We start from the raw sequence: 25,365 nt of genomic DNA, 5'->3' as shown, positions 1-25,365 counted from the left end.
CCGCTACTCAGAGTTTTCCGGTCAGCGACCGGCCTTCTTCATCAGCTCGCCGAGGTCGACGACCTGCTCGGCCGGCGGGGCCGAGACGTCGACCTGGGTGCCCCAGTCGCTGTACTTCATCGTGAACTTCGCGTCGCCGGCCGGCGCGCCCAGCGCCTGCATCATCGCGCCCTGGTCCATGGTGACCTGCACCGGCAGGTTGTCCTTGTTCAGCCACAGCTCGGCCGGGATCTTGAGGTCCTTGCCCTTGAGCTTCTCGTTGACCTGGTCGCGCGCGGCGGCCGGGATCTGCCCGGTGAACTGGTCGAGGGCCTTGGCCACGTCGAGCTCGACCTTGTAGTGGTTGACCTGCTCGCCGTTCAGCTCGGTCTGGTCGGACGAGATGATCCGGCCCGCCTTGGAGACCTGGTCCAGGATCTTGCTCGGGTCGCTCTGCTCCGCCGACTGCGACAGCGCACTGCCCATCGCCTGCGAAATCGGGTCGGTGCCGTCGGCCGAGATCTTGGCCCACGCCTTGTCGGTGCCCATCTGCTTCTGCTGGTCGGCGGGCAGCTTGATGTACATGACCTTGTCGACCATGCGCATCTCGGTGGTCTCGCCGGCCGCGGTGCTGGTCATCGAGAACTTCGTGTTCGCGCCGTCGAAGGCCATCGCGCCGGTGGCGCTCATGGTCTGGCCGGCCGCGGAGCCTTCCATGGTGAACTTCGCCGACTTGGACTTCTCGGTGCCCTGCTTCGACGCCGACGCCAGCTGGAACGCGTCGGTGAACGGCGAAGCGAGGCCGCTGCTGCTGCCACCGGCCTGCGACTGCTCGCCGGCCGGGGCGGCGGTGCCCGTGGTGGAGTTACCGCTGCACGCCGTCAGCGTCAGAACCAGCGCGGCGCCTGCCGCGACCAGGGTGGTCTTGCGCATGTACATCCCCTCAGGATTGGATCTTCCGCTGGGCATATCGCCCGAACGGGCGAATCATTACCTCTGAGACGGTGACGATCCGCGATCGGTTCCCGGTTGCCTCAGGACTCCGTGGGCCGGGTCACGTCGTGCCCGCCGCGGGAGGCCAGCAGGCGCCGCAGCGACGCGAGCCGCTCGGCACTCGCCGTGCCGTCGGTGACGACGTCGTCGAGCGCGCAGTCCGGGTCGTCGGGCGGGCCGAGGTGCCCGCAGCCCGACGGGCACTCCTCGGCGGCCGCGGCGAACTCCTCGAAGGCGTCGACGATGTCGTCCGCGGTGACGTGGGCCAGCCCGAACGACCGCACGCCCGGCGTGTCGATCACCCAGCCGCCGTCCGGGAGCGGCAGCGCCACCGCCGCCACGGACGTGTGCCGCCCCTTCCCGACCCCGCTCACCACGCCGACGGCCAGGTCGGCGTCCGGGACCAGCCGGTTGACCAATGTCGACTTGCCGACACCGGAGTGCCCGACGAGCGCCGTCACGCGGTCTTTCAGCAGCTCGTCGAGGTCTTCGGGCTGCTCGTCGAACCGGCTCACGATCACCGGGATGTCGAGGCCCGCGTACCCGGCCAGCAGCTCGTCCGGGCTGGCCAGGTCGGCCTTGGTCAGGCACAGCACGGGCTCGACGCCGCCCGCGTAGCAGGCGACCAGGCAGCGGTCGATGAAGCCGGTGCGCGGCGGCGGGTCGGCCAGCGCGGTGACGATCAGCAGGCGCTCGGCGTTGGCGACGACCAGCCGCTCGTACGGGTCGGTGTCGTCGGCGGTGCGCAGGAGGGAGCTGGTGCGCTCGTCGACGCGGATGATGCGGGCGAGGGTGTCCGGCTTGCCGGAGACGTCGCCCACGATCCCGACGAGGTCGCCGACCACCACCGGGGTCCGGCCCATTTCGCGGGCCCGCATCGCGGTGATCACCCGTTCGGGGTCGGCGTCGATCGCGCACGTCCAGCGGCCGCGGTCCTTGCCGATGACCATGGCGGTGACGGCGTCGGCGTGCTCGGGACGGCGCTTGCTGCGGGGCCTGGTGCCCTTGCCCGGACGCACGCGGACGTCGGACTCGTCCAGCTTGCTCCAGTCGTTGCGCGCCAAACCCGCGTCCTTTCGTGCTCCGGTGCCCACCCGAATGATCCCATGCCGCTCGCCAGCGCCCTGGCCTGCGTGTAACGATGGCGTCCCGGACGTTTCCGGCAGGTGCGAGGAGGTTGGCGATGTGCGGCCGTTACGCCGCCACTAAGGACCCGGCGAAGCTGATCGAGGAGTTCGAGGCGATCGACCTCACCGAGGGTCACGCGCGCGCCGACCACAACGTCGCGCCGACGAAGAACGTGGTCACGGTCGTGCAGCGGCACCCGCGCGACGAGGACGGCCAGGTCCTCGAGGACGAGCCCGCCGAGCGCTCGCTGCGGATCATGAAGTGGGGCCTGGTCCCGTTCTGGGCCAAGGACCCGTCGGTCGGCTCGCGGATGATCAACACGCGTGCCGAGACGGCCGCCGAGAAGCCGGCCTTCCGCCGCGCACTGGTGTCCCGCCGCTGCCTGGTGCCCGCCGACGGCTGGTTCGAGTGGCGCCGCACCGGCAAGGAGAAGGAGCCGTTCTACATGACGGCGCCGGACGACTCGTCGATCGCGTTCGGCGGGATCTGGGAGAGCTGGCACCCGAAGGACGACAAGGACGCGCCGCCGCTGATCACGTTCTCGATCATCACGACCGACGCGGCCGGGCAGCTCACCGACGTCCACCACCGGATGCCGCTGATCGTGCCGAAGCCGCACTGGGACGGCTGGCTGGACCCGGACCGCGAGGACGTCAAGGACCTGCTGGTGCCGACGCCGGACGACATCGTCGCGTCGCTGGAGCTGCGGCCGATCTCGACCCTGGTCAACAACGTCCGCAACAACGGGCCCGAGCTGCTGGAGCGCGTCGACCCGGCGCACGAGGGCACCCTCTTCTCATGACCGCCCTCGAGATCGGCACCGCCTACGGTCCCGCGCGGGCCTACCTGCACTGCGCCGAGGAGGGCGAGGCGGTGCTGATGCTCGGCCACGGCGCGGGCGGCGGTCTCGGGGCGAAGGACCTGGTGGCGGTGACGCGCGCGGCCCAGGCGGCCGGCGTGCACGTGGCGCTGGTCGAGCAGCCCTACCGGGTGGCCGGCCGCCGCGCCCCGGCCCCGGCGAACCAGCTGGACACGGCGTGGCTGACGATCGCGGACGACCTGTCGGAGCGCTTCGACGACCTGCCGTTCGTCTTCGGCGGCCGGTCGTCGGGCGCGCGGGTGGCCTGCCGGACGGCGAGCCAGGGCCAGGCGGTGGCGGTGCTGTGCCTGGCGTTCCCGGAGCACCCGCCGGGCAAGCCGGAGAAGACGCGCCAGCCGGAACTCGACGCGGTCGAGGTGCCGGTCCTGGTGGTGCAGGGGGAGAACGACCCGTTCGGGCGACCGAAGGCGGGCCCGCACCACGAGATCGTGGTGGTCGAGGGCGACCACAGCCTGTCGAAGGACCTGGAAGGCGTTTCGCGGGCCGCGACGGAGTGGCTGTCGCGAGTGCTGCGCCCGCTGGCCTGACCCTGGTCCCGAGCGCCCCAATGGGGTTGTTTCATCGTGGTTGTGGCTGGTTGGGGCGGTGTGGCTGGGTGGATGAGGTTGCGTGGCAACACCTGCCCGCGCGGACCAGCGTGGTGGCCCGGACATAGGCGAAGCCCTCGGCAAGATCGAGATGTGAGTCAATCACCCGCCGAGGGCTTCGGTTCTCTTTTCTACCAGGTCACCCTTCCCCTCTCACGACAGACCCTGCAGCTGACCGCCGAGCTGATCCGCACCCATCGCCGGCGGCGGCGCTCCCGCTGGCGCAAAGCCACCCCGGCCGGGCAGGCCCTGGTCGTGCTGGCGGTGCTGCGCCACGACCCCCGCCTGGCCCACATCGGCGCCGGCCACGGTGTCTCAGCGGCCACGGTGCGCCGGTGGGTGCTGGAAGTCATCGCCCTGCTCGCCGCCCGAGCCGCACGGCTGGACCGCGTGCTGCGCGGCCTGCTCACCCGAGGTGAAGCAGTGGTGCTGGTCGATGGCACCCTGATCCGCACCCGCCGCCGCACCGGGCGAGCGAACCGCGGCAACTACAGCGGCAAACACAAACACCACGGGCTGGTCGTGCTCGCGTTGACCGACGAGGCAGGCCGGTTGCTGTGGGTATCGGCGGTGCTGCCGGGCAAGACCGCCGATATCACCGCCGCCCGCCGGCTGGGGCTGCGGGAACGGCTGCACGCTCACGGTCTGACCCCGGCCGGAGATAAAGGGTTTCACGGCTGGCACAAAGACGTCCGCGGCACCCGCGACTGCGGTATCTGCGGCGGGGTGTGTGAGCAGATCGTGCTCACCCCTGACAAAGCCGAGGCGAATCGGCCGTTGACTCCGGGCCAGCAGCAGGCCAACGCGGCGTTCGCTGCGATGCGCTGCGCTGTTGAGGGCGGCTTCGCCGCCCTCAAAGCCTGGCGGGTGCTGGACAAACTCCGCCTGCATCCCCGCCACGCCACGACGTTGCTGCGGGCTGTGCTCGTGCTGACCCAGCACGAGCAGAGCGTCCGACACGCCCAGGCCTGAACCAATACCAGACTTGGTCAACCCGCCCTGACCAGCACAGACCACGATGAAAAAACCCCAATGTGGCGTTGGTTGCGTCAGACGCACCGAACGCCACATTGGGTGCGCTGGACGCACCGAACGCCACATTGGGGCGCATGGGGCGGTCAGCGGGACGCGGGTCAGCGGGTCAGGCCGCGATCGGCGCCACCACCGCGCCGGTCAGCCGGATCAGCTCGGCCGGGGCCAGCTCCACCTCCAGGCCCCGGCGGCCCGCCGAACAGAACACCGTTTCGAACGTCGGGGCCGAGGCGTCGATCACCACCGGCAGCCGGCTCCGGTGCCCCAGCGGTGAGATGCCGCCCAGCACGTAGCCGGTCGCGCGCTGGGCCGCCGCCGGGTCGGCCATCTTCGCCTTCTTGCCGCCCGCCGCCGCGGCCAGGGCCTTCAGGTCGAGCTGGCCGGTGACCGGGACCACGCCGACCGTCAGCTTGCCGTCGACCTCGGCGACCAGGGTCTTGAAGACCCGCGCGCGGTCCAGGCCGAGGGCCTCCACCGCCTCCAGCCCGTACGACTCCGCGCGGGGATCGTGGTCGTACGCGTGCAGCGTGTGCGCCACCTTCTGCTTGCCCAACAACGCCGTCGCCGGGGTGCCCTTGCCAGCCATGGGCCGGAAGTCTAGGGAATGCCCGCCCGCCCCGAACGGTTGTATGGGACGTGACACCAACGCTCGCCACCACACGCTCTCGCAGCCGTCGTCGTCCCGATGCACCGGCGAACCGCGGCGTGCCCGGCCCCCGCGTAAACTCGGGTCTGCCGTATGCGCGCACGCGCATCGACGCCGAGCGGGAAGGGAACGGTTTGCCGAGCACGCAGAACTCAGCGCCGGAGGAAGCGACCGAGGCCGAGCGCGCCGAGCGCTTCGAGCGGGACGCCATGCCGCTGCTCGACCAGCTGTACTCGGCCGCGATGCGGATGACCCGCAACCCCGCTGACGCCGAAGACCTGGTCCAGGAGACGTACCTGAAGGCGTACGCCGCCTTCGCGTCCTTCAAGGCCGGCACGAACCTCAAGGCCTGGATGTACCGCATCCTGACCAACACCTACATCAACGGCTACCGCAAGCGGCAGCGGCAGCCGGTGCAGCAGCCCACCGAGGAGATCACCGACTGGCAGATCGCCAAGGCGGAGAGCCACACCTCCAGCGGGCTCCGGTCGGCCGAGGTCGAGGCGATGGACAACCTGCCCGACACCGACGTCAAGGCCGCGCTGCAGAAGCTGCCCGAGGAGTTCCGGCTGGCCGTCTACCTGGCCGACGTCGAGGGCTTCGCGTACAAGGAGATCGCCGAGATCATGGACACCCCCATCGGCACCGTGATGTCCCGCCTCCACCGCGGCCGCGCCCAGCTGCGCGACCTGCTCGCCGACGTCGCGAGGGAACGCGGCTTCATCCGGGGTGCCAAGGAGGAGGTGGCCGGGCGATGAACGACATGTGCGAAGGCGCGTCCGACAAGGTCCGGTGCGAAGAAGCGCTCGCCGACATCTACCTGCTGCTCGACCGCGAGTGCAGCCCCGAGCGGGACGCCGCGCTGCGCGCCCACATCGACGACTGCCCGCCGTGCCTCGAGGAGTACGGCATCGACGAGCACATCAAGCAGCTCCTGGCCCGCAAGTGCGGGGGTGACCACGCCCCCGCCGAGCTGAAGAGCCGGCTGCGCGCGTCGATCCGCCAGACCGTCGCCTCCCGCGGCGGGGTGACGGTCGAACGCACCGAGATCACCCTCGAGCAGCGTTCCGAATAACGCGCCTGAGCACGACGAAGGCCCCCACGCCGCAGCGTGGGGGCCTTCGTCATGCCGACGCCGGGAATCAGGCGTTGGGCTTCTTGCCGTGGTTTGCGCCGTTCTTCTTCCGGTCGCGACGCTTGCGGGCGCGCTTCGACATGTTCACTCCTCGTCGTCAAAGCTGGTCAACCTCTCAAGTGTGTCATGACGTCCCGTTCTGGTTGGATGGGGTGGTCGGGCGAGCACGAGGAGGGGTGGCGATGGCCGAGATCCGGGCGGAGATGGTCGGCACCGTGCTCGAGGTCGTCGCGGCGCCCGGTGCCGCGCTGAAGGCCGGCGACACCGTGCTGATCCTGGAGTCGATGAAGATGGAGCTGCCCGCCGTGAGCGAAAAGGCAGGCACGCTGACCAGCCTCGTCGTGGCGAAGGGTGACCGGGTCCAGCAGGGCGACGTCCTCGGGACGGTCGAGTAACCGTGTCGACGCTCGCCGAACTGCTCGCCGACAACACCGGCCTCCCCGGGGAGGCGGCGGACCACCTCCAGACCGTCGTCGCCGAGTGGCAGCTGCTGGCCGACCTGTCCTTCGCGGACTTCCTGCTCTGGGTCCCGGTGACCGAGGAGCTGCAGCCCGACGGTGGCGACTTCGTCTGCGTCGCGCACGCGCGGCCGACGACGGCGCCCACCGCGCACCCCGAGGACGTCGTCGGCACGCGGTTCACGGTGGAGGAGCACCCGCAGCTGGCGAAGGCCATGCGCGAGGTGCGGATCTGCCGCGAAGAGGACCCGCACTGGTACCGCGACCTGCCGATGCGGCGCGAGGCCATCCCGGTGCGGTTCCACGACGAGGTCATCGCCGTGATGAGCCGCGAGACCAACCTGGCCGCGCCGCGCGTGCCCTCGCCGTTGGAGATCGCCTACCTCGGCAGCGCCGGCGACCTGTGCCAGATGATCGTGGACGGCACGTTCCCGCCGAACGGCACCAACGCGACCGACACGCACACGTCGCCGCGGGTCGGGGACGGGCTGATCCGGCTCGACTCGAGCGGCACCGTCGTCTTCGCCAGCCCGAACGGCCTGTCCGCCTACCACCGGATGGGCCACGAATCCGACCTGGTCGGCACCCGGCTGGCGCCGCTGACGCGCTCGCTGATCCGCGACCCGTTCGACGCGACCGAGGTGTCCCACCGGATCATCGAGGCCCTCGACGGGAAGCCGTCGAGCCGCACGGAAGCCGATTCGCGGCGCGGTGCCGTGGTGCTGTTCCGCGCGCTGCCGCTGCGCCCGGCCGGGCAGGCGGCGGGCGCGCTGGTGCTGGTCCGCGACGTCACCGAGGTGAAGCGGCGCGACCGCGCGCTGCTGTCGAAGGACGCGACGATCCGCGAGATCCACCACCGGGTGAAGAACAACCTGCAGACGGTGGCCGCGCTGCTGCGCCTGCAGTCCCGCCGGACGTCGTCGGAGGAGGCGCGGCTCGCGCTGGCCGAGTCGGTGCGCCGGGTGACGTCGATCGCGCTGGTGCACGAGGCGCTGTCGATCTCGGTGGACGAGCGCGTCGACCTCGACAAGCTGCTCGACAACGTGCTGCCGATGGTCGGCGAGGTTGCCACGGCGGAGTCCCAGGTCGGGCTGAAGCGCACGGGCTCGTTCGGGGTGGTGGTCGCGGAGATCGCCACGCCGCTGGTGATGGTGCTGGCTGAGCTGGTGCAGAACGCGATCGAGCACGCCTTCCCGGCGGGCCGCTCGGGCAAGGTCGAGCTGATCGTGGAGCGTTCGGCCCGCTGGCTGGACGTCGTGATCCGCGACAACGGCCGTGGCCTGCCGGCGGGGTTCTCGCTCGAGCGGTCGGACGGCCTCGGGCTGCAGATCGTGCGGACGCTGGTGGAATCCGAGCTACGCGGCTCGCTCTCGCTGCGGAAGGTGCGTGTGGAAGCGTCCTCGACCCGGGTGACGGGAACCGAAGCGGCACTGCGCATCCCGCTTTCGCGGCGTCTCTAGAACAATCCTGTTTGGACTCGAGCGTTGCCGGGAATACCCGCTGCAGCGACGTGATCGGGTGCGGATCGCGGGAGGGAAACACGCTGAAGGCCCGGCACCAAGGTGAGCAGGTGCCGGGCCGTTCAACGTTTTCGCGGGAGGACTTGAAGTCCCGGTGAGGTTTCAGCACACCCGTCTACAGGTGGTTTCGCCTCGGTTGTTAAGCTTGAGCTGGGTAGGTATCACCCCAGACGGCGTGGGCACAGGAAATGCCCGCCGGGTGAAATTCCTACTCGGCTCGGGTGGATCGGTGGATCTATGCAGAACTTCAGGCGTTGGTACGCGTGCCGATGTGCGTACGGCGGCGCTTGAGCGCGCGTCGCTCGTCCTCGCTCATGCCGCCCCACACGCCGGCGTCCTGACCACTGGCCAAAGCCCAGGCCAAGCAGTCGGAAGCGGAGGGGCAGCGGTGGCACACGGCCTTCGCCTGAGCTACCTGCGACAGAGCCGGACCGCTGGTTCCCACCGGGAAGAACAGCTCAGGGTCCTCGTCTCGGCAGGCCGCGTCGTGGCGCCAGTCCATGTTCGTGAGCTCCTTACACATGGCGCGGGAGGGCCGCGCCACAGTCGTCAATGGCGGTCGTGTTCTTGGGTGCTTGTGAATGCTTTCACGAAGCACCGCTTTCGACAAGGGTTTCCGGAAGATCGGTGAGTCAGCTCACCCGGCCGAGCGACGCTTCTGACCTGCGGTTTCTCTCCGAAACAGCCCGCCTGACGGAAGGCTGATGCGCTGAGTGGAGCTTCTGGGTCGACGAACGGCAGATTGCACTTTGCCGCAGGCGATCAGCGGTCCCGTCGTCACACGATTACGGTGAGTGCATCCGGGACGCTGAAAAACTCCACTCGGGTCCGCTGGCCGACGAGGTCGCCGTCCACCTGGAAGTTTACCGGTTCAGCTGCATCGATGCGGATCATCGGCAGGTCATCGTGACGCACGAGACGCCGTCCCTTTTGGTTGCTCTTCGTAGCCAAAGCACGGCGTACATGCTTGAACACCGTGGGCAACCCCAGACCGTTCAACGCGAACAGGCCCAATCCCGTCTCGAACGAGCAACCTGGGTTGAGGTGGACCGGACGCTCGCCCAGGTAACTCCACGGATCGGTGTTGGACACGAAAGCGGTCAGCGCTTCGGCGGGTTCGTGACCCGGGATGCGGATCGTGAGGGCCGGCCGGCCCAGCGGCGGCCGGAAGTAGGAGCGGACGGCGGCCCTCAGGTAGAGGCCGGACGTCGTCTGCTTGCCGCGGCGCTTCGCCACGCGGCCGACGACGTCGGCGTCCCAGCCGAGCCCGGCGTTGAAGGTGAACCAGTGCCCGTCGGCCAGGCCGAGGCCGACCCGGCGCGAGCGGTCGTTCTCCAGCGCGTGCAGCAGCTGGTGGGTGGCTTCGACCGGGTCCGAGGAGATGCCCAGGGCACGCGCGAACACGTTGGCCGAGCCGCCGGGCACGACGCCCAGGGCCGGCACCCGCCCGATTTGCGTGGGATCCCCGTCCGCGTCGGCCAGCAGGCCGTTGACGACCTCGTTGACCGTGCCGTCGCCGCCGTGCGCCACGACCAGGTCGATGCCGTCCCGCGCGGCCGAGCGAGCGACGGCCATCGCGTGGCCGCGGTAGTCCGTCTCGACCACGTCGAGCTTGACCTGGCTGGCGAGCGCGTGCGCCAGCACGTCCCGGCCACCGGCGGTGGTCGAGGTGGCCTGGGGGTTCACGAGGAGGATTGCGCGCACTACCGCAGGGTAGGTGACTTCCGGCGGCCCGAGAACCTTCCGGACCCGCATGGTGACCGGCGCAACCCCGGCGAACAGCACCTTCTCGTCCCTGTGGCGGGCGGCCCTCCTTCACGTGCGGCGTCCGCTCGTCGTGACAAGTGCACCCGGGCCGACCGCCCGCTCATCGACGACCCTTGAATTCTCAGCGCCCGGGCGGTCCCGGGAAAACGGCCGACCGGGTGGCATACGATCGAATCAGCTCACGCACGGTGACCCGCCCTGGTCGAGTCCACTGTGCTCCCGCGAAAAAGACCTTCCGGAAGGCCCCCTGTGAAGCTCTCGCCCGCTCCCCGCGAGGTCCGGCTGGCCGGCGCGGTCACCGCGGTGCCGTCGCTCGCCCTGCTGGTGTTCGGGGTGGTCGTGCTGGTGACCGGCCTGGGGTCGCCGACCCGGCCGGGGAACAACGTCTTCGTCGAGTCGGGCACGTTCATCGTGGTGGCGCTGGCCTTCCTGGCCGCGTCGGCCGGGCTGGTCCTCGGCCAGACGTGGGCGCGCTCGCCCGGCGTGGTGATCGCGCTGATCGTGATCGGGCTCGGCTGGTACCTGCTCGGCCCGTCCGGCGAGCCGGCGTGGGGGGTGCCGGTCGCGTTGTTCGGCATCGCGGCGCTGGCGCTGCTGTTCCGCCGGCCGGCCCGCGAGTGGGCGCTGGGGCTGCGTGAGGGCGAGACGGAGACGGAAGCCGCCGAACGCGGCGGGCTCGCCGGCCGCCGCGCCGAGCGCGAAGGCCGCGAAGAGGACTGAGCCCGCCGACGTCAGGCTTGGGCGGCCAGGGCCTGCAGGGGTTCGTCGGTGAGCCGGTTGACGGTCCACTCGTCCATCGGGACCGCGCCGAGCGCCTTGTAGAACTCCGTGGCCGGGTTCCAGTCCAGCACCGACCACTCGAGCCGCGCGTAGCCGTTCGCGACGCACTCGGCCGCCAGCGCCGCCAGCAGGGCCTTGCCCAGGCCGGACCCGCGGTGCGCGGGCAGCACGAACAGGTCCTCCAGGTAGATCCCGTGCACCCCGCGCCAGGTGGAGAAGTTGAGGAACCACACCGTGAAGCCGACGATCTCGCCGTCCACTTCGGCCACGTGCCCGAACAGCTTCGGCGCTTCGCCGAACAACGCGGAATGCAGCTGCGAAGCCGTCAGGTGGCACTCGTCGGGCGCGCGCTCGTAGTCGGCCAGCGCGTAGGCGAGGGCGACGGCGGCCTCGACGTCGTCGGGTCTGATCCGGCGGATGCGGTCGTCGGGCACGTCAGTCCTCCAGGGCGGGCAGCAGGTTGAGGTGTTCGATCTGCGGCTCGCCGCGCTCGTCGCCGAGCACCGCGATGCCGGCCGCGTCGAGTCCGAAGTGGACGCCGGCGGTCGCGGGCAGGCCGAGCCAGCGGGCCACCAGCACGCGGCTGAAGTGCCCGTGCCCGACCAGGATCACGTCGCCGGATTCCGTGTCGCGGCGAGCGCGCGCCAGGACGCGGTCCGCACGCGCGGACACCTCGCCGGCGCTTTCGCCGCCGGGGATCGGGTGGGTCCAGACCGTCCAGCCCGGCACCGTCTCGCGGATCTCCGGGGTGGTGATGCCTTCGTAGTCGCCGTAGTCCCACTCGGCCAGGTCTTCGGTGACTTCGTCGACGCGCAGCCCGGCCAGCGCGGCGGTCCGCAGCGCGCGGGTGCGCGGGCTCGACAGCACCAGCGAGGGGCCGCCGACCAGGCTCCGCAGCGTGCCGCCCGCGGCCAGTGCCTGGCCTTCGCCGGCCGGGGTCAGCGGGATGTCGGTGCGGCCGGTGTGCCGTCCGTTCACCGACCATTCGGTCTGGCCGTGCCGGAGGAGGAAGAGACGGTTCGCCACGCGGCCGAACATACCCGGCCGTTTGCGCGGCAGCAGGTCGTCTGCTTAGCTACTGAGCAGTAGCTTAGTTCGAGGAGAACCCATGTCCGAGACGCCGACGTTCGCGCTGTGGCACAAGCTGGCCTCGAAGCCGGGTGGGAAACAGCTGTTCAGCGCCGCGATGTGTGTGCGCGTGCCGTACTTCCGCACGGTGCTGCCCTCGGTGCGCGAGCTGCGCCCCGGCCACTGCGAGGTGACTGCGCCGAAGTGGTGGGGTGTTTACAACCACATCCGCACGTTCCACGCGATCGCCGCCTGCAACCTCGCCGAGATCGCGATGGGCATGCTGGCCGAGGCGACCGTCCCGCCGACCCACCGCTGGCTGCCGAAGGGCATGAACGTCCAGTACGTCGCCAAGGCCGAAACCGGCCTGCGCGCGGTGGCGTCGCTGCCCGGGCTGCCGGACTTCGGCGACGAGGGCGTCGAGCTGGACGTCCCGGTGACCATTTCGGACACGAACGGCAAGGCCGTGGTCACCGGGACGATCACCATCTGGGTGACGCCGAAGAAGCGTTAGAGCGGCTTGTACTGCACGTAGGTGGTCTGGTGGAACGTGTTCTCGCCCGACGGCGACGGCAGGCCCAGCCGCCGGTCGACGACCTTGCCCAGTGCTCCGCAGCCGGTGGTCGCGGGCACGGCCAGATCCGGGTCCACGACGCCGAAGTGCATGGTCGGCGGGGTTTTCGAGATCACCGTCGACGGCACGGCCGGGTCGTCGTGGACGACGGTGTGCATGACTCCGATCCGGCAGTCCTTGCGCAGCAACGGATGCCGCAGCACGGCGTAGACGTCCAGCTCGCCGCGCCGCGCGTCGTCGCCCTGGAAGTCCGAATAGCCGCCGTAGCGCAGCTGGAGCGTCGTGCCGGCCAGGCCGGGGACGCGGACCGGCTCGTGCCGGAGCGCGCCGAACGCCTGCGCGTACTCGCCGTTCACGCGGCCTTCGCTGAACGTCAGGCGCATCTCGCCGAGCGGGATCTTCTGGCCGTCGATCGTCAGTTTGCCCTGCGAGACAAAGGCTTCGCAGCGCCACGTGCCCGGGTCGGCGTTCGCGGGCGGTGCCGGGCAGTCCGAGAAGTCGAACGTCGGCAGCTCGTCGGCGGACGCCGTCCCGGGCACGACTCCCAGTGCGGCGACGGCGGCCGCGGCCGCCCCCAGTGCGAGAAGTTTCATGCCGGTGAGCCTGCTCGCACCGCGCGGCCGCGACATCCGGGATCGCCCCCAGGGGAGACCCGAGGATTTCCCTCGACTGGGTGAAACGTGTTTCAAATAGTTAACACTGTTCACTGAACTGGGTCATGATCGGGTGCATGTCTGCCTTCTCCCGCCGCCGCTTCCTCGGCCTCGCCGCACTGAACTCCGCCGCCGCGCTCGGGCTGACCACGGTGTCGACGCGGCCCGCGACCGCCGCGACGCTGCCCGAGCACGTCCCGGCGGTGGTGATCGGCACCGGCTACGGCGCCGCCGTCACGGCGTTGCGGCTCGGTGAGGCCGGGATCCCGACGCTGATGCTCGAGATGGGCCGGCTGTGGAGCACGCCGGGCGCCGACGGCAAGGTGTTCTGCCCGATGCTCACCCCGGACGAGCGGTCGATGTGGTTCAAGGACCGCACCGAGGCGCCGCTCGCGTCCTTCCTCTGGCTCGACCTCGCCAACCGTGCCATCGGGCGCTACGCCGGCGTGCTCGACCGGGTGAACTTCGGCGACATGGCGGTGTACCTCGGCCGCGGCGTCGGCGGCGGTTCGCTGGTCAACGGCGCGATGGCGGTGACGCCGAAGCGCTCCTACTTCGAGGAGATCCTCCCCGGGGTCGACGCCGAGGAGATGTACGGCAAGTACTTCCCGCGGGCCCGCGCCCAGCTCGGCGTCAACGTCGTCGACCCGGCGTGGTTCGAGACCTGCCGCTCCTACAAGTACGCCCGCGTCTCGCGGAAGGCCGCCCGCAAGGCCGGGTTCGACACCGTGTTCGTGCCCAGCGTCTACGACATGGACTACCTGCGGCGCGAGGAGGCGGGCACGGTCCCGCGCTCGGCCGACGCCTCCGAGGTCATCTACGGCAACAACCACGGCAAGCGCTCGCTCGACAAGTCCTACCTCGCCGCCGCGCTCGGCACCGGCAACGTGACCATCCAGGCGCTGCACGAGGTCCGCGAGATCAGCCACCAGCCGGACGGGTCGTACACGCTGGCGGTGCGCGAGATCGACGACCGTGGCACGGTCCTCGCCACCAAGCACGTCACGACGAAGCACCTGTTCCTCGGCGCCGGCAGCCTCGGCTCGACCGAGCTGCTGCTCCGCGCCCGCGAGACCGGCCGGCTGCCGGAGCTGCCCGACGCCGTCGGCCGCGGCTGGGGCACCAACGGCAACGTCATGCTCGGCCGCGCCAACCACGTCTGGGACACCACCGGCAGCCTGCAGTCCGGCATGCCCGCGCTCGGCATCGACAACTGGGCCGACCCGGTGCACCCGGCCTTCGCCGAGATCGCGCCGGTGCCCGCCGGCCTTGAGACGTGGGTCAGCCTGTACCTGGCCATCACCAAGAACCCCGAACGCGGCCACTTCACCTACGACGCGGCGAGCGACTCGGCGAAGCTGCGCTGGACGGCGTCGCAGGGGCAGCCGTCGATCGACGCCGCGAAGGCGCTGTTCGACCAGGTCAACCGGGCGAACAAGACGATCTACCGCTACGACCTGTTCGGGGACACGCGCACGTTCGAGAACCGCTTCACCTACCACCCGCTGGGCGGGCTGGTGCTCGGCGAGGCGACCGACGGCTACGGCCGGGTGAAGGGCTACCGGAACCTGTACGTCACGGACGGCTCGCTGATCCCCGGCAGCACCGGCGTCAACCCGTTCGTGACGATCACGGCGCTCGCCGAACGCAACATCGAGCGCGTCCTCGCCGAAGACGTCAGGGGCTGAGCCGGGCCAGCGACGCGGTGAAGTCGTCGCCGACGCCGTCGAAGAACGCGGCGTCGGCGGCCTCGACGTCCTTCAGCGCCTTCGCGACCAGCTCCAGGCCGGCCGGCGTGACTTCCAGGCGCTTCGCGCGGGCGTCGGCCGGGTCGTCGGCGCGGGCGAGCAGGCCGCGCTCGGCGAGCTTGCGGACGACCTGGCTGGTCATCATCGTGTCGGTGCCCGCCTGCTCGGCGAGCTGCCGCTGGGACGGTGGCTCGCCCGAGCGGGTGAGCCACCACGTCGTCGTCAGCAGCACGAACTGGACGTGCGTGAGGTCGTGCGGGGCCAGCGCGGCCCGCATCGCCCGTTGCCAGGCCAGTGTCACGCGCCACAGCAGGAAGCCGGGGCTGCGCTCGGGGCCGGGCAGGCGGGACTCCGGGGCGGTCATACCCGCGAGGATGCCTCAGCCAGGCGCGCAAGCGCTTGCATCGCGTCTGGAGTGTCTTCGGTGACCTGGGGGCCGAAGCCGTCCGGGCCGTCGATCGTGACGCGGTAGGTGATCTCCGTGCCGCCTTCGACGTCGGTCAGGACGTGCTCGAACCGCAGGAACGCGTCGGGGAGGCGGGTCTCGTCGGTGAAGCTCCGGCCCTCGGTGACCTCGGTGAGGGTGAACGGGATCGGCGGCATCCCGTCCATGGTCATCGTGCCGCTGGTCCCGACGGCGAAGGGGCCGTCGACGACCACCGACCGGACGCCGGCGTCCCACTCCGGCCAGCGGGCGGTGTCGGCCCAGAGCGGCCAGATCGCGGCGGCGGGTGCGGTGGACGTCTCGCTGTGCTCGTACTCGTAAAGTGCCATGCGGGCAGACTATATGCGCGCTTACTAACTTGGCAAGCGGCTTCTCGGCCGGCCCGGCGGGCGGCTCAGTTCATCGAGCGCAGCTTGTCGTAGTAGGCGACGCAGTCCTCGTACACCGGGAGCAGGCCGCTCTCGCGGGCTTCGGCCAGCGTGGGCGCGGCGAGGTCCTTCGGGGACAGGACGGGCTCGAGCTCCGCCGGCCACGGCAGGTCCAGCGCCGGGTCGAGCGGGCTGATCCCGTGCTCGCCCGTCGGCGTGTACGGCTCGGAGCAGAGGTAGGCCATCACCGTGTCGTCCTCGAGCGCGACGAACCCGTGGCCGAGGCCCTCGGCGACGTAGACGGCGCGGTACTCGCTCGAGTCGAGCCGGACCGAGTCCCACTCGCCGAAGGTCGGCGAGCCGACGCGGAGGTCGACGACGACGTCGAGCAGCGACCCGCGCGGGCAGTAGATGTACTTGCCCTGGCCGGGGGGCGTGTCGGCGAAGTGGATGCCGCGGATCGTGCCGCGCCGCGACACGCTGTGGTTGGACTGGCCGAGGCGCAGCGGGTGGCCGACGGCGGAGCGGAAGGCCTCCTCCTGGAACGGGGCCACGAACAGGCCCCGATCGTCGGGGAACGCCCGGGGGAAGAACTCGAAGGCGTCCGGGACGTTCAGCCGGCGGAATTGCATGGCTTCATCATATCGGGTGCTTAGAAAACCGGACAGACGTCTTGGGAATTGCCGGAATTGGGCTTCGGTGTGACATCAACCGCACCAAGGGGTCCACCGCGCGACCGGACCTGTCACAATGACCGGACCGCCGCGTCCGCGGCCATCGCCAGACCCACGGCACCGATGGCCGACGTGACGCCTCGCCGACAGGCCGGCGCTACCGCGCTGGGCTGCCGTGCCGGGAATCACCACGGTGTCCCCTGCAGCCGTGGTCCCCCGCTCGCAGGCCCAGGAGAAATTCCAGTGACACACGTTCGATCCGCGAGTTCCGTCATTCCCACTGGACGAATGACGGAAACGACGACAGGAAACCCCATGAGCGACCCCACCGGCGCCGTCGCGCCGGTCACCGACGAAGAGATCTTCACCGGGCACGAGGGCGGCAAGCTCTCGGTGGCGGCCACCCGCCCCATCTCCAGCCCGCGTGACCTTTCGATCGCGTACACCCCGGGTGTGGCGAAGGTGAGCCGCGCGATCGCCGAAGACGCGGCCAAGGCCAAGCGGTACACGTGGGCGGACCGGCTGGTCGTCGTGGTCAGCGACGGGACGGCGGTGCTCGGCCTCGGCGACATCGGCGCGAGCGCGTCGCTGCCGGTCATGGAGGGCAAGTCGGTCCTCTTCAAGACGTTCGGCGGGCTCGACTCGATCCCGCTGGTCCTGGACACCACCGACGTCGACGAGATCGTCGAGACGCTGGTGCGGCTGCGGCCGTCCTTCGGGGCCGTCAACCTGGAAGACGTCTCCGCGCCGCGGTGCTTCGAGCTGGAGGACAAGCTCAAGGAAGCGCTGGACTGCCCGGTCATGCACGACGACCAGCACGGCACGGCGATCGTCACGCTGGCCGCGCTGCGCGGCGCCAACCTGGTGCTCGACCGCGCGATCGCCGACCAGCGCGTCGTCGTCTCCGGGGCCGGCGCGGCGGGCGTCGCCTGCGCCAAGATCCTGCGCGAAGCCGGCATCGGCGACGTCACCGTCCTCGACTCGCGCGGCATCATCCACGACGGCCGCGACGGCCTGAACCCGGTCAAGCAGCGGCTGGCGGAGACGACGAACAAGGCCGGCCTGCGCGGTGGCCTGGCCGAGGCGCTCGAAGGCGCCGACGTGTTCCTGGGGCTCTCCGGCGCGACGATCGACGAGTCGCTGCTGGGCCGCATGGCGGGCGGCGGCATCGTGTTCGCGCTGTCGAACCCGGACCCGGAGGTCCACCCGGACGTCGCGGCGCGCTACGCGTCGATCGTGGCCACCGGCCGCAGCGACTTCCCGAACCAGATCAACAACGTGCTGGCGTTCCCGGGCGTCTTCCGCGGCGCGCTGGACTCCGGCGCGCGGGCGATCACGGAGAACATGAAGCTGGCGGCCGCCGAGGCGATCGTGTCGGTGGCGACCGACGACCTGGGCCCGGACCGCATCGTCCCCAGCCCGCTCGACCCGCGGGTGGCCCCGGAGGTCGCGGCGGCGGTGGCGAAGGCCGCGGAGGCCGACGGCGTCACCGACTGACCCGCCCCACCCAGCGCCAAAGCGGCACTTTCATAGGGAAAGTGCCGCTTTGTGCCGCAAACCCGCACTTTCACGTGAAAGTGCGGGTCTCAACCCAAGAGCTGGGGGAGGCGGTGGCGGGGGACGTCGACCAGGCGCAGGTCCGTCAGGTCCTCGGGGACGTCGAGGGAGACGTTCGCCAGCCGGGCGTGGGCGCGGGTCAGCACCTCGTCCTGGTGCTCGACGGCGTCCGCGACCACCACCGCGTGCCGGTTGTCCGGGGTGCTGCGCAGGTACCGCAGCGCGTACTTCCCCCGGACGAGTGACGCGAGCGCCTCCTGGGACGCCTGGTCCGCGAGGTCCGGGTGCGCGTTCGGCACCAGCAGCGCCAGGCGGCGGGCGTTCGTGCCCAGCAGCGTGCGCAGCAGCCACGGACCCGGGTCGCCCGAGAGGTCCATCGCGACGGCGTCGCCCTCGGGCCCGGAGATCGACCAGTCCACCGGCCGCGACTCCAGTGCGAGCCCGCCGGCGGCCGCGATCTCCTTCAGCTTCTCCAGCAGCGCCGGCTTCGTGCCCGCCGCCTCGACCGACTGCGGGCCGTGCGTGTAGATCGCCTTGGCGCCGCGCACCTTCTTGGCCTTCGCGGTCGGCTGGCAGACGTACAGGTCCGCCGAGCTGCCGATCGCCTGCGCGCCGAAGTAGCGGTTGAAGCCCGGCAGGATCGCCTGGAACGTCAGCCCGAGGGTGGCCAGCGAGCGCTGCACCTGCGCGCCCAGCGCCGGGTGGCGCGGGCTGTAGCCGTAGGCCAGCAGCAGCCGCCCCTCGCTCGGCTCCCGCAGCGCCTGCACCCCGCGCGTGGCGAACAGCCCCATGCCTTCGGGCGTGTACGGCGGGTCGCTGAACACCAGGTCGAACCGGCCGGCGAACGCCGGGGGCAGGCCGACGCGCAGGTCCGCGTGGGCCGTCGCGATCGCGCGCTCGCCGCGGTCGTCCAGGTAGGCGAGCACGCGCTCGTCGAGGTCGACGACCGTGAGCGACGCCGCCGGGCTGACCGCCCGCACCGCCAGCGACGTCAGGTCGTGGTCGCCGAGGAACAGCACCCGCGCCGAGGCGAGGTCGTACTGCGCGTCCAGCCACAGCGCGCGGCGCAGCACGGTTTCCGGCGTGGCCTGCACGTGGTCGAGCGCGGCCAGCGGCGACGGCACCTCCGCCACCCACTCGGCGATCTTCGGCAGCAGCTCGTGCCCCGCGACGGCTTCGTCGAGCGGGTCGCCGTAGCGGGGAACGCTGTACCGCAGGTACGACGCGGCGACGCCGGGGGCGATCCGCAGCCGGTCGCCGCTGCGGTCGAGGTCGTCGCCGAGCGCGGTCAGGACGTCCTCCACGCTGCGCCGCGGCGCCGTGGACAGCCGCACCAGCTCACCGAGGTCGTGGTCGCCGGTGCGCAGGAGGTCGATGACGCGGTACAGCGGGCGGACGCCGACGCCGTGCGCGGCGAGGACGTCGTCGAGTGCGCTCACGGGCCACGAGCCTAGTGGCCACCCTGCGGAACAGCGTGCCAACCACCGCGGACTCGGCTACGGTCGGACGGACCGGGACATGGGGAGTGGCAGTGACCATCGAATTCCGCGACGTGACCAAGCAGTATCCGGATGGGACGGTCGCCGTCGACAAGCTGAACCTGACGGTCGAGGACGGCACGATCACCGTGTTCGTCGGCCCGTCCGGCTGCGGCAAGACGACGTCGCTGCGGATGATCAACCGGATGGTCGAGCCGACCGGCGGGCAGGTGCTGCTCGACGGCAAGGACGTCGCCGAGGGCGACCCGGCGCTGCTGCGCCGCGGCATCGGGTACGTCATCCAGCACGCCGGGCTCTTTCCACATCGGACGGTGCTGGACAACATCGCGACCGTGCCGCTGCTTTCGGGCTGGGACAAGGCGAAGGCGCGTCAACGGGCCGCCGAACTGCTGGAGATCATCGGCCTGCCGTCGGAACTCGGCAAGCGGTACCCGGCGCAGCTCTCGGGCGGCCAGCAGCAGCGCGTCGGCGTCGCCCGCGCGCTCGCCGCGGACTCGCCGGTGCTGCTGATGGACGAGCCGTTCTCCGCCGTCGACCCGATCGTGCGCGAGGACCTGCAGAACGAGCTGCTGCGGCTGCAGTCGCAGCTGGGCAAGACCATCGTGTTCGTCACGCACGACATCGACGAGGCCGTCCGGCTCGGCGACAAGGTGGCGGTGATGCGGGTCGGCGGCAAGCTCGCCCAGTACGGCACCCCCGCCGACGTGCTGCGGCACCCGGTGGACGACTTCGTGGCGTCCTTCGTCGGCCGCGACCGCGGCTACCGCGGGCTGTCCTTCCTCTCCGCCGATGGCGTCGAGGTCAAGGAGATCGAACTCGTCGAGATCGGTTCCCCGGTGGCCGCGAGCGACGGCTGGCGGCTCGCCGTCAACACCGACAAGCAACCCCGCGGCTGGCTCGCTCCGAACTCCACAGTGGACGGCGCACTGTCCGAAGAAGACCTCGTCGCCGGCGGTTCGCTGTGGATCCACGGCACCCCGATCCGCGGCGCGCTCGACGCGGCCCTGTCGTCCCCGGCCAGCCTCGGCGTGGTCGTCGACGAAGACCACCGCGTGCTCGGCGGCGTCGTCGCCCGGCAGGTCCTGGACGTGATCGAGGCCACGCCGCAGGCGTCATGAGCTTCTTCGACGAGCTCGGGCGGTACCTGAGCAGCGGGAACAACCGCGGCCAAGTCCTCGGCGACCTCGGTGACCACGTCTACCTGGCGCTGCTCCCGCTGGTGCTCGGCATCGTGCTGGCGATCGCGGCGGGCTGGCTCGGTCACCGCTGGCAGCCCGCGCGCCAGGTCCTCATGGTGCTGGCGAACCTGCTCTACACGATCCCGTCGCTCGCGCTGTTCGTGGTCATCCCCGGCCTGATCGGGTCGAAGATCCTCGACAGCGTCAACGTCGTCGTCGCGCTGACGATCTACACCACGGCGCTGCTGGTCCGCCCGGTGCTCGACGCGCTGGACGCGGTGCCGCCGTCGGTGACCGCCGCGGCCACGGCGGTCGGGTACAAGCCGCTGCGCAAGTTCTTCGCCGTCGAGCTGCCGCTGTCCGTGCCGGTGCTCGCGGCCGGCGTGCGGGTGGCGTCGGTGAGCAACATCAGCCTGGTCAGCGTGGGTGCGCTGATCGGCACCGGCGGCCTCGGCGTGCTGTTCACCGACGGGTTCCAGCGCGAATACTTCTCGCCGATCGTCGTCGGCATCGTGCTGACGCTGCTGCTCGCGCTCGTCGTCGACCTGGTCCTGGTGGGGATCCGGAACCTCCTGACACCGTGGGAACGGGTGACTGCCGCGTGATCACCGATCTCTTCCACTGGTTCGGCGACCCGGCGCACTGGTCCGGGCCGGACGGCGTGCCGCAGCGGCTGCTGGAACACCTGGGCTACACCGCTTTGTCGCTCGTGATCGCGTTGGTCATCGCCGTCCCCTTGGGACTGTTCGTCGGCCACACCGGCCGCGGCGGCGTCGCGCTGGTGAGCGTGGGCAACGCGATCCGCGCACTGCCGACGCTGGGGCTCGTCACGTTCTTGTTCTTGCTGTTCACCGAAAGCGTCACCTCGACGATCATCGGGCTCGTCGTGCTGGCCGTGCCGCCGATCCTGGCCGGGACGTACGCCGGGCTGCAGGCGACCGACCACGGCGTGGTCGACGCGGCCGAGGGCGTCGGGATGACCGGCTGGCAGCGGCTCTGGAAGGTGGAGGTGCCGATCTCGCTGCCGCTCGTGCTCGGCGGCATCCGCAACGCCGTGCTGCAGCTCGTCGCGACCGCCGCGGTGGCCGCGTACGTCGGACTCGGTGGCCTCGGCCGGTTCCTGCTCGACGGACTGGCTATTTTGGACTATTCCGAGGTGATCGCGGGCGCGCTGCTGACGACGTTGCTCGCCATCGTCCTGGACCTGCTCTTCGCGCTGCTGAACCGGGCGCTGGTGCCCCGGGGTGTCCGGCTCGCGACGGCGGCGGCGACCGGCAAGAAGGTGACGGCGTGAAGCGCTTCCTGGCGATGGCCGTCCTGCTACTGGCGGCCGGCTGCGGCAACCCGCTCGCCGGCGGTGGTGAAGGCGGCGCGACCGGCGACATCATCATCGGCGCGTCGGACGTCGGCGAAAGCCTGCTGCTGGCCCAGATCTACGCGGGCGCGCTGAAGAACGCGGGCGCGTCGAACGTCACCGTGCGGCCGCCGGTCGGCAGCCGCGAGGTCGTCGTCAAGGCGCTGCAGGACAAATCGCTGTCCGTCGTGCCGGACTACAGCGGGAACCTGTTGCGGTACTTCGACAAGGACACGCAGGCGACCACCTCGCAGGACGTCTACGCGCAGCTGCGCCAGAAGATCCCGGCGGGTTTCGAGGTGCTGGACCAGGCACCGGCCGAGGACAAGGACCTGCTCGTCGTCGGCCCGCAGCTGGCGTCCACCGGCGTGAAGACGTTCTCGGACCTGGGGCCGCGCTGCCGCGACCTCGTCTTCGGCGGGCCGGGCCAGTGGAGCAGCCGCTGGAAGGACAAGATCAAGTCGTTGTACGGCTGCGAGTTCAAGGAGATCCGCACGACCGACACCGGCGGGCCGGTGACGGTGGCGGCGCTGAAGTCCGGCGACGTCCAGGTGGCGGACCTGTTCAGCACGTCGTCGACGATCGCCGCGAACGGCTTCGTGCCGCTGGCCGACGACAAGAACATGTTCCCGGCGCAGAACATCGTTCCGTTGGTGGCGAAGGGAACGCTGTCGCCTGGCGAGGTAGCCGCGCTGAACCGCGTGTCGGCGGCGCTGACCACCGAACAGCTCACGCGGCTCAACGTCGAGTTCACCGAGGAGAAGCGCAACCCGCTCGACATCGCGGAAGACTTCCTCGCCCGCAACAACCTCAAGTCCTAGGTTCGTAGCGGTCGAACACCGTCTCCAGCACGCCCTCGCCCCGGGTGAGCCCGGGGAGCCTGCGGTGCAGCTCGTGCACCGCGGCGGCCGGGAGATCGCCCTCGATCCGGGCTTCCCCACTGTCCGAAGTGGTCTGGAGCGGGGTGCCGCGCAGACGGGCCACGGCCTGCGTGACGGCGCTGATCGCGGCGGCTGGGACGTCGAGCCGGAACCGGTGGACGGGTTCGCACTCGACGGTCCCGGCCCGCTCCAGCGCCTCCCGGAGCACGATCGGCGTGAGGTCGCGGAAGTCGCCGGCGGTGCTCGACATGCTCTTGTCGAACGTGCCGTGGGAATGGCTTTGCCGTGCGCAGTAGCCGGAGTGCGTCACGGTGACGGCGCAGGCCGGGATCGACCAGCGGGCCAGCGTCGTCCGCACGGTCTCCTCGACGGCGCGGAAGAAGGCGGCGGGCATCGACCCCGGCTCCACTTCGAGCCCGAACGCCACGCCGTCCTCGGCCGGTTCGACGCGGAGGCCGATGGTGGCGAGGAACGGGTTCGGTGCTTCGCCGATCAGCCGTGCGGCGCCGCCGGTGCCGGTCAGCCGCCGGACGTGGATCGTGGTCGTCTCACCGAACTCGGCTTCGATGCCGTACTCGTCGGCGAGGGTCGCCTGGATGACCTCCTTCTGGACTTCGCCGTACAGGGAAAGGAAGAGCTCGGACCCGTCGACGCGCAGGGCGATGAGCGGGTCCTGGTCGGCGAGCCGCGCCAGCGCGGCGTGGAGCGCGCCCCGGTCGCCGCGGGTGCGAACGACGGTTTCGAGCGTCGGCGGCGCGAACTGCCGCCCGGCAGCCATCCGGGCTTCGCCGATCGCGTCGCCGATCCGGGCGTCGAGGCCGGTGACCTTCGCGATCCGGCCGGCGGTGACCCGGTCGCGCCGGACGGCTTCGCCGCGCTCGAAGACGTGGATCGCGGTGACCTTGCCGGCCGGGAGCCGCTGCCGGACGCGCAGCGTGCCCGAGAACACCCGGACGTGGACGACGTTGCGCCGGTCCACTTTGAACACGGTGCCGGACAACGGGCCGCCGCTGTCCTCTTCGGACTTCGGCAGCAGTTCGACGATGGCGCGCCGGAGCTCGTCGATGCCGTCGCCGGTGAGCGCCGACCCCTCGAAGACCGGTGCGGGTGGCAGTTTCGCGGCGATTTCACGCCGCACGCGACCGGGATCGGCGCCGCGGCGGTCGGTTTTGTTGACGAAGTGCAGCGCCGGGATGCCGAGCCGGTCCAGCGCCCTGGCCAGCAACCGGGTCTGCGCCTGGACGCCTTCGACGGCGGAAACGACGAGCACGGCACCGTCGAGGACGGCCAGCACCCGCTCGACCTCGGCGATGAAGTCCGGGTGGCCGGGGGTGTCGATGAGGTTGACGGTGGTTTCGCCGATGGCGAAGGAGACGACGGCGGACTTGATGGTGATGCCCCGGGCGCGTTCGAGCGCGAGGGTGTCGGTCCGCGTGGTGCCGTCGTCGACGCGCCCCAGCCGCTCGATCACCCCGGCGGCGAGCAGCAGCCGTTCGGTGAGGCTGGTTTTACCGGCATCGACGTGCGCGAGGATTCCCAAGTTGAGTGCGGGCAATGAGCTTCAGGTCTCCGGTGGTGGCGAATTCGGCCGGCGGGAAGAACACGAAAGCTCCGCGCATGATCAGCTCCTGGGATCGGTTCGGGCCAGTGCAGCAGAGCCGCGCCGGCCGGGGCAACCGATTTAGCGGTCGACGGCCAGCCGCACGCCGAGCCCGATGAAGATCCCGCCGGTGGCGACCTCGATCCGCCGCTGGGCCTTCCGCCGCCGGCGCAGCCACCCGCCGATGCGGCCGGCGAGGACCCCGACGGCGCCGTCGACGAGGAACTCGAACGCGATGAGGATCGCGCCGAGGACCGCGAACTGCAGCCAGAGGTGCCCGCGGGCGGGGTCGATGAACTGCGGGAGGAAGGCGATGGTGAAGGTGACCATCTTCGGGTTGAGCAGGTTGGTGAGCAGCCCGCTCAGGTACGCGCGGTCGACTTTGCCCCCGGTGGTCTCGGTCATCTTGCCGCGGTGGCGGATGGCCTGAACGCCGAGGTAGACGAGGTAAACGGCGCCGACGATCCGCACGACGGCGAACGCCACGGGCACGGCGGCGAACAGCGCGGCCAGCCCGGCCGCGGCGACGGCGACGTGGACGGCCTCACTGGTGGCGACCCCGGCGGTGGCGAGCAGCCCGGCTTTCGGCCCGCCGCGCATGCCGCAGCCGAGGATGAAGAGCATGTCCGGACCGGGCGTCACCATGGCGACGATCGTGGTGGCGACGAAGGCCAGGAGGAGGTGCGGATCGACCGGCATGGGGTCGATCCTGACACGCCCCACACGGGCGGCGAACTCCTTTTCCGCAGCCGGTCCCCGAGCGCCCCAATGTGGCGTTGGTTGCGTCCAGCGCACCCAATGTGGCGTTCGGTGCGTCCAGCGCACCGAACGCCACATTGGGGCGCATGAATGCCGCGGGAA

The 25,365-nt window shown here is 70.7% G+C and carries 30 protein-coding genes; 15 read left to right on the top strand and 15 right to left on the bottom strand.

Features of this window, described 5'->3' with window-relative positions:
• Positions 1–21: 21 nt before the first annotated feature.
• Both AB5J73_RS04720 and rsgA read right to left on the bottom strand, forming a co-directional pair.
• The gene (locus tag AB5J73_RS04720) at positions 22–912 is read right to left on the bottom strand and encodes a hypothetical protein (protein ID WP_370968486.1); all 891 of its coding nucleotides are present in this window, start codon (positions 910–912) and stop codon (positions 22–24) included.
• Positions 913–1,013: 101 nt separating this feature from the next.
• On the bottom strand, positions 1,014–2,036 hold the full coding sequence (gene rsgA / locus AB5J73_RS04715; RefSeq protein WP_370968485.1) for a ribosome small subunit-dependent GTPase A: 1,023 nt from the start codon (positions 2,034–2,036) through the stop codon (positions 1,014–1,016).
• A gap of 119 nt (positions 2,037–2,155) precedes the next feature.
• On the opposite strand from rsgA, the gene AB5J73_RS04710 reads away from it, so the two are divergent.
• The 3 genes from AB5J73_RS04710 to AB5J73_RS04700 all read left to right on the top strand — a co-directional run bounded on the left by AB5J73_RS04710 (position 2,156) and on the right by AB5J73_RS04700 (position 4,539).
• On the top strand, positions 2,156–2,902 hold the full coding sequence (locus AB5J73_RS04710; protein WP_370968484.1) for an SOS response-associated peptidase: 747 nt from the start codon (positions 2,156–2,158) through the stop codon (positions 2,900–2,902).
• The gene (locus AB5J73_RS04705) at positions 2,899–3,507 is read left to right on the top strand and encodes an alpha/beta family hydrolase (protein WP_370968483.1); all 609 of its coding nucleotides are present in this window, start codon (positions 2,899–2,901) and stop codon (positions 3,505–3,507) included. Before AB5J73_RS04710 ends, AB5J73_RS04705 begins: the two co-directional genes overlap by 4 nt.
• 153 nt (positions 3,508–3,660) lie before the next feature.
• Positions 3,661–4,539 carry a transposase family protein gene (locus tag AB5J73_RS04700; protein WP_370968482.1) on the top strand — a complete coding sequence of 293 codons (879 nt, stop codon included), beginning with the start codon at positions 3,661–3,663 and terminating at the stop codon, positions 4,537–4,539.
• Between the two features lie 169 nt (positions 4,540–4,708).
• Here the strand turns inward: AB5J73_RS04700 and ybaK are convergent, their stop codons facing one another.
• Positions 4,709–5,185, bottom strand: coding sequence for a Cys-tRNA(Pro) deacylase (gene ybaK / locus AB5J73_RS04695; protein WP_370968481.1), 477 nt, complete (start codon positions 5,183–5,185; stop codon positions 4,709–4,711).
• A 194-nt stretch (positions 5,186–5,379) separates the two neighbouring features.
• On the opposite strand from ybaK, the gene AB5J73_RS04690 reads away from it, so the two are divergent.
• A complete protein-coding gene (locus AB5J73_RS04690) occupies positions 5,380–6,003 on the top strand; it encodes a sigma-70 family RNA polymerase sigma factor (protein ID WP_125312718.1) in 624 nt (207 codons plus the stop codon).
• Complete coding sequence (gene rsrA / locus AB5J73_RS04685; RefSeq protein WP_043777179.1) at positions 6,000–6,320, top strand: mycothiol system anti-sigma-R factor; 321 nt, start codon at positions 6,000–6,002, stop codon at positions 6,318–6,320. Before AB5J73_RS04690 ends, rsrA begins: the two co-directional genes overlap by 4 nt.
• Positions 6,321–6,387: 67 nt before the next feature.
• Here the strand turns inward: rsrA and AB5J73_RS04680 are convergent, their stop codons facing one another.
• A complete protein-coding gene (locus AB5J73_RS04680) occupies positions 6,388–6,462 on the bottom strand; it encodes a 50S ribosomal protein bL37 (RefSeq protein WP_098515123.1) in 75 nt (24 codons plus the stop codon).
• A 100-nt stretch (positions 6,463–6,562) separates the two neighbouring features.
• Here AB5J73_RS04680 and AB5J73_RS04675 point away from each other — a divergent pair, with 100 nt between their 5' ends.
• Both AB5J73_RS04675 and AB5J73_RS04670 read left to right on the top strand, forming a co-directional pair.
• Positions 6,563–6,775 carry a biotin/lipoyl-binding carrier protein gene (locus AB5J73_RS04675; RefSeq protein WP_370968480.1) on the top strand — a complete coding sequence of 71 codons (213 nt, stop codon included), beginning with the start codon at positions 6,563–6,565 and terminating at the stop codon, positions 6,773–6,775.
• Between the two features lie 2 nt (positions 6,776–6,777).
• Positions 6,778–8,298 carry a sensor histidine kinase gene (locus tag AB5J73_RS04670; RefSeq protein WP_370968479.1) on the top strand — a complete coding sequence of 507 codons (1,521 nt, stop codon included), beginning with the start codon at positions 6,778–6,780 and terminating at the stop codon, positions 8,296–8,298.
• 307 nt (positions 8,299–8,605) lie between these two features.
• Here AB5J73_RS04670 and AB5J73_RS04665 read toward each other — a convergent pair whose 3' ends face one another.
• On the bottom strand, positions 8,606–8,860 hold the full coding sequence (locus AB5J73_RS04665) for a WhiB family transcriptional regulator (protein WP_043777259.1): 255 nt from the start codon (positions 8,858–8,860) through the stop codon (positions 8,606–8,608).
• A 275-nt stretch (positions 8,861–9,135) separates the two neighbouring features.
• Positions 9,136–10,062, bottom strand: coding sequence for a diacylglycerol kinase family protein (locus AB5J73_RS04660; RefSeq protein ID WP_370972929.1), 927 nt, complete (start codon positions 10,060–10,062; stop codon positions 9,136–9,138).
• A 312-nt stretch (positions 10,063–10,374) separates the two neighbouring features.
• Here AB5J73_RS04660 and AB5J73_RS04655 point away from each other — a divergent pair, with 312 nt between their 5' ends.
• Positions 10,375–10,845, top strand: a complete 471-nt coding sequence (locus AB5J73_RS04655) for a hypothetical protein (protein WP_370968478.1) — start codon at positions 10,375–10,377, stop codon at positions 10,843–10,845.
• An 11-nt stretch (positions 10,846–10,856) separates the two neighbouring features.
• On the opposite strand, the gene AB5J73_RS04650 is transcribed toward AB5J73_RS04655, so the two are convergent.
• Together AB5J73_RS04650 and AB5J73_RS04645 are read right to left on the bottom strand one after the other, a co-directional pair.
• A complete protein-coding gene (locus AB5J73_RS04650) occupies positions 10,857–11,339 on the bottom strand; it encodes an N-acetyltransferase family protein (RefSeq protein WP_370968477.1) in 483 nt (160 codons plus the stop codon).
• A 1-nt stretch (position 11,340) separates the two neighbouring features.
• Complete coding sequence (locus tag AB5J73_RS04645; RefSeq protein ID WP_370968476.1) at positions 11,341–11,931, bottom strand: acid phosphatase; 591 nt, start codon at positions 11,929–11,931, stop codon at positions 11,341–11,343.
• Positions 11,932–12,013: 82 nt separating this feature from the next.
• Between AB5J73_RS04645 and AB5J73_RS04640 the strand changes: the two genes are divergently transcribed.
• On the top strand, positions 12,014–12,487 hold the full coding sequence (locus AB5J73_RS04640; protein ID WP_370968475.1) for a hotdog fold domain-containing protein: 474 nt from the start codon (positions 12,014–12,016) through the stop codon (positions 12,485–12,487).
• Here AB5J73_RS04640 and AB5J73_RS04635 read toward each other — a convergent pair.
• On the bottom strand, positions 12,484–13,140 hold the full coding sequence (locus AB5J73_RS04635) for a hypothetical protein (RefSeq protein ID WP_370968474.1): 657 nt from the start codon (positions 13,138–13,140) through the stop codon (positions 12,484–12,486). The two genes, AB5J73_RS04640 and AB5J73_RS04635, sit on opposite strands and share 4 nt — an antisense overlap.
• A 137-nt stretch (positions 13,141–13,277) precedes the next feature.
• On the opposite strand from AB5J73_RS04635, the gene AB5J73_RS04630 reads away from it, so the two are divergent.
• Positions 13,278–14,888, top strand: coding sequence for a GMC oxidoreductase (locus tag AB5J73_RS04630; RefSeq protein WP_370968473.1), 1,611 nt, complete (start codon positions 13,278–13,280; stop codon positions 14,886–14,888).
• On the opposite strand, the gene AB5J73_RS04625 is transcribed toward AB5J73_RS04630, so the two are convergent.
• From AB5J73_RS04625 to AB5J73_RS04615, 3 genes are all read right to left on the bottom strand, one after another.
• Positions 14,878–15,312, bottom strand: coding sequence for a MarR family winged helix-turn-helix transcriptional regulator (locus AB5J73_RS04625; RefSeq protein ID WP_370968472.1), 435 nt, complete (start codon positions 15,310–15,312; stop codon positions 14,878–14,880). The two genes, AB5J73_RS04630 and AB5J73_RS04625, sit on opposite strands and share 11 nt — an antisense overlap.
• Positions 15,309–15,722 carry an SRPBCC family protein gene (locus tag AB5J73_RS04620; RefSeq protein WP_370968471.1) on the bottom strand — a complete coding sequence of 138 codons (414 nt, stop codon included), beginning with the start codon at positions 15,720–15,722 and terminating at the stop codon, positions 15,309–15,311. The genes AB5J73_RS04625 and AB5J73_RS04620 overlap by 4 nt, the downstream gene beginning before the upstream one ends.
• A gap of 65 nt (positions 15,723–15,787) precedes the next feature.
• Complete coding sequence (locus AB5J73_RS04615; RefSeq protein WP_370968470.1) at positions 15,788–16,393, bottom strand: dTDP-4-dehydrorhamnose 3,5-epimerase family protein; 606 nt, start codon at positions 16,391–16,393, stop codon at positions 15,788–15,790.
• A 357-nt stretch (positions 16,394–16,750) separates the two neighbouring features.
• On the opposite strand from AB5J73_RS04615, the gene AB5J73_RS04610 reads away from it, so the two are divergent.
• The gene (locus AB5J73_RS04610) at positions 16,751–17,932 is read left to right on the top strand and encodes an NADP-dependent malic enzyme (protein ID WP_370968469.1); all 1,182 of its coding nucleotides are present in this window, start codon (positions 16,751–16,753) and stop codon (positions 17,930–17,932) included.
• A gap of 89 nt (positions 17,933–18,021) precedes the next feature.
• Here the strand turns inward: AB5J73_RS04610 and AB5J73_RS04605 are convergent, their stop codons facing one another.
• On the bottom strand, positions 18,022–19,431 hold the full coding sequence (locus tag AB5J73_RS04605; RefSeq protein WP_370968468.1) for a bis-aminopropyl spermidine synthase family protein: 1,410 nt from the start codon (positions 19,429–19,431) through the stop codon (positions 18,022–18,024).
• Positions 19,432–19,523: 92 nt separating this feature from the next.
• Here AB5J73_RS04605 and AB5J73_RS04600 point away from each other — a divergent pair, with 92 nt between their 5' ends.
• Genes AB5J73_RS04600 through AB5J73_RS04585 form a run of 4 tightly spaced genes read left to right on the top strand, consistent with a single transcriptional unit; the run spans position 19,524 to position 22,844 of the window.
• Positions 19,524–20,609, top strand: coding sequence for an ABC transporter ATP-binding protein (locus tag AB5J73_RS04600; protein WP_370968467.1), 1,086 nt, complete (start codon positions 19,524–19,526; stop codon positions 20,607–20,609).
• Positions 20,606–21,274, top strand: coding sequence for an ABC transporter permease (locus AB5J73_RS04595; RefSeq protein ID WP_370968466.1), 669 nt, complete (start codon positions 20,606–20,608; stop codon positions 21,272–21,274). The genes AB5J73_RS04600 and AB5J73_RS04595 overlap by 4 nt, the downstream gene beginning before the upstream one ends.
• Positions 21,271–21,963: an ABC transporter permease gene (locus AB5J73_RS04590; RefSeq protein WP_370968465.1), complete on the top strand. Its 693-nt coding sequence runs from the start codon at positions 21,271–21,273 to the stop codon at positions 21,961–21,963. Before AB5J73_RS04595 ends, AB5J73_RS04590 begins: the two co-directional genes overlap by 4 nt.
• Before the next feature lie 14 nt (positions 21,964–21,977).
• Entirely contained in the window at positions 21,978–22,844 is an 867-nt protein-coding gene (locus AB5J73_RS04585) for an ABC transporter substrate-binding protein (RefSeq protein WP_370972926.1), read from the top strand.
• On the opposite strand, the gene AB5J73_RS04580 is transcribed toward AB5J73_RS04585, so the two are convergent.
• A complete protein-coding gene (locus tag AB5J73_RS04580) occupies positions 22,834–24,459 on the bottom strand; it encodes a GTP-binding protein (protein ID WP_370968464.1) in 1,626 nt (541 codons plus the stop codon). The genes AB5J73_RS04585 and AB5J73_RS04580 overlap by 11 nt on opposite strands.
• A 126-nt stretch (positions 24,460–24,585) precedes the next feature.
• Positions 24,586–25,203, bottom strand: coding sequence for a LysE family translocator (locus tag AB5J73_RS04575; protein WP_370968462.1), 618 nt, complete (start codon positions 25,201–25,203; stop codon positions 24,586–24,588).
• Between the last annotated feature and the right edge of the window lie 162 nt (positions 25,204–25,365).

The organism is Amycolatopsis sp. cg9 (assembly GCF_041346945.1).
Lineage (GTDB): Bacteria > Actinomycetota > Actinomycetes > Mycobacteriales > Pseudonocardiaceae > Amycolatopsis.
The sequence above is the reverse complement of the archived record's forward strand: the minus strand, read 5'-3'. Positions and strand labels throughout refer to the sequence as shown.

What these genes read in the sequence shown, in the direction of transcription:
- AB5J73_RS04720 (WP_370968486.1), bottom strand. Translation starts at nt 912, where the DNA reads ATGCGCAAGACCACCCTGGTCGCGGCAGGCGCCGCGCTGGTTCTGACG.
- AB5J73_RS04710 (WP_370968484.1), top strand. Translation starts at nt 2,156, where the DNA reads ATGTGCGGCCGTTACGCCGCCACTAAGGACCCGGCGAAGCTGATCGAG.
- AB5J73_RS04705 (WP_370968483.1), top strand. Translation starts at nt 2,899, where the DNA reads ATGACCGCCCTCGAGATCGGCACCGCCTACGGTCCCGCGCGGGCCTAC.
- ybaK (WP_370968481.1), bottom strand. Translation starts at nt 5,185, where the DNA reads ATGGCTGGCAAGGGCACCCCGGCGACGGCGTTGTTGGGCAAGCAGAAG.
- rsrA (WP_043777179.1), top strand. Translation starts at nt 6,000, where the DNA reads ATGAACGACATGTGCGAAGGCGCGTCCGACAAGGTCCGGTGCGAAGAA.
- AB5J73_RS04675 (WP_370968480.1), top strand. Translation starts at nt 6,563, where the DNA reads ATGGCCGAGATCCGGGCGGAGATGGTCGGCACCGTGCTCGAGGTCGTC.
- AB5J73_RS04665 (WP_043777259.1), bottom strand. Translation starts at nt 8,860, where the DNA reads ATGGACTGGCGCCACGACGCGGCCTGCCGAGACGAGGACCCTGAGCTG.
- AB5J73_RS04640 (WP_370968475.1), top strand. Translation starts at nt 12,014, where the DNA reads ATGTCCGAGACGCCGACGTTCGCGCTGTGGCACAAGCTGGCCTCGAAG.
- AB5J73_RS04635 (WP_370968474.1), bottom strand. Translation starts at nt 13,140, where the DNA reads ATGAAACTTCTCGCACTGGGGGCGGCCGCGGCCGCCGTCGCCGCACTG.
- AB5J73_RS04630 (WP_370968473.1), top strand. Translation starts at nt 13,278, where the DNA reads ATGTCTGCCTTCTCCCGCCGCCGCTTCCTCGGCCTCGCCGCACTGAAC.
- AB5J73_RS04625 (WP_370968472.1), bottom strand. Translation starts at nt 15,312, where the DNA reads ATGACCGCCCCGGAGTCCCGCCTGCCCGGCCCCGAGCGCAGCCCCGGC.
- AB5J73_RS04620 (WP_370968471.1), bottom strand. Translation starts at nt 15,722, where the DNA reads ATGGCACTTTACGAGTACGAGCACAGCGAGACGTCCACCGCACCCGCC.
- AB5J73_RS04615 (WP_370968470.1), bottom strand. Translation starts at nt 16,393, where the DNA reads ATGCAATTCCGCCGGCTGAACGTCCCGGACGCCTTCGAGTTCTTCCCC.
- AB5J73_RS04610 (WP_370968469.1), top strand. Translation starts at nt 16,751, where the DNA reads ATGAGCGACCCCACCGGCGCCGTCGCGCCGGTCACCGACGAAGAGATC.
- AB5J73_RS04595 (WP_370968466.1), top strand. Translation starts at nt 20,606, where the DNA reads ATGAGCTTCTTCGACGAGCTCGGGCGGTACCTGAGCAGCGGGAACAAC.
- AB5J73_RS04585 (WP_370972926.1), top strand. Translation starts at nt 21,978, where the DNA reads ATGGCCGTCCTGCTACTGGCGGCCGGCTGCGGCAACCCGCTCGCCGGC.
- AB5J73_RS04575 (WP_370968462.1), bottom strand. Translation starts at nt 25,203, where the DNA reads ATGCCGGTCGATCCGCACCTCCTCCTGGCCTTCGTCGCCACCACGATC.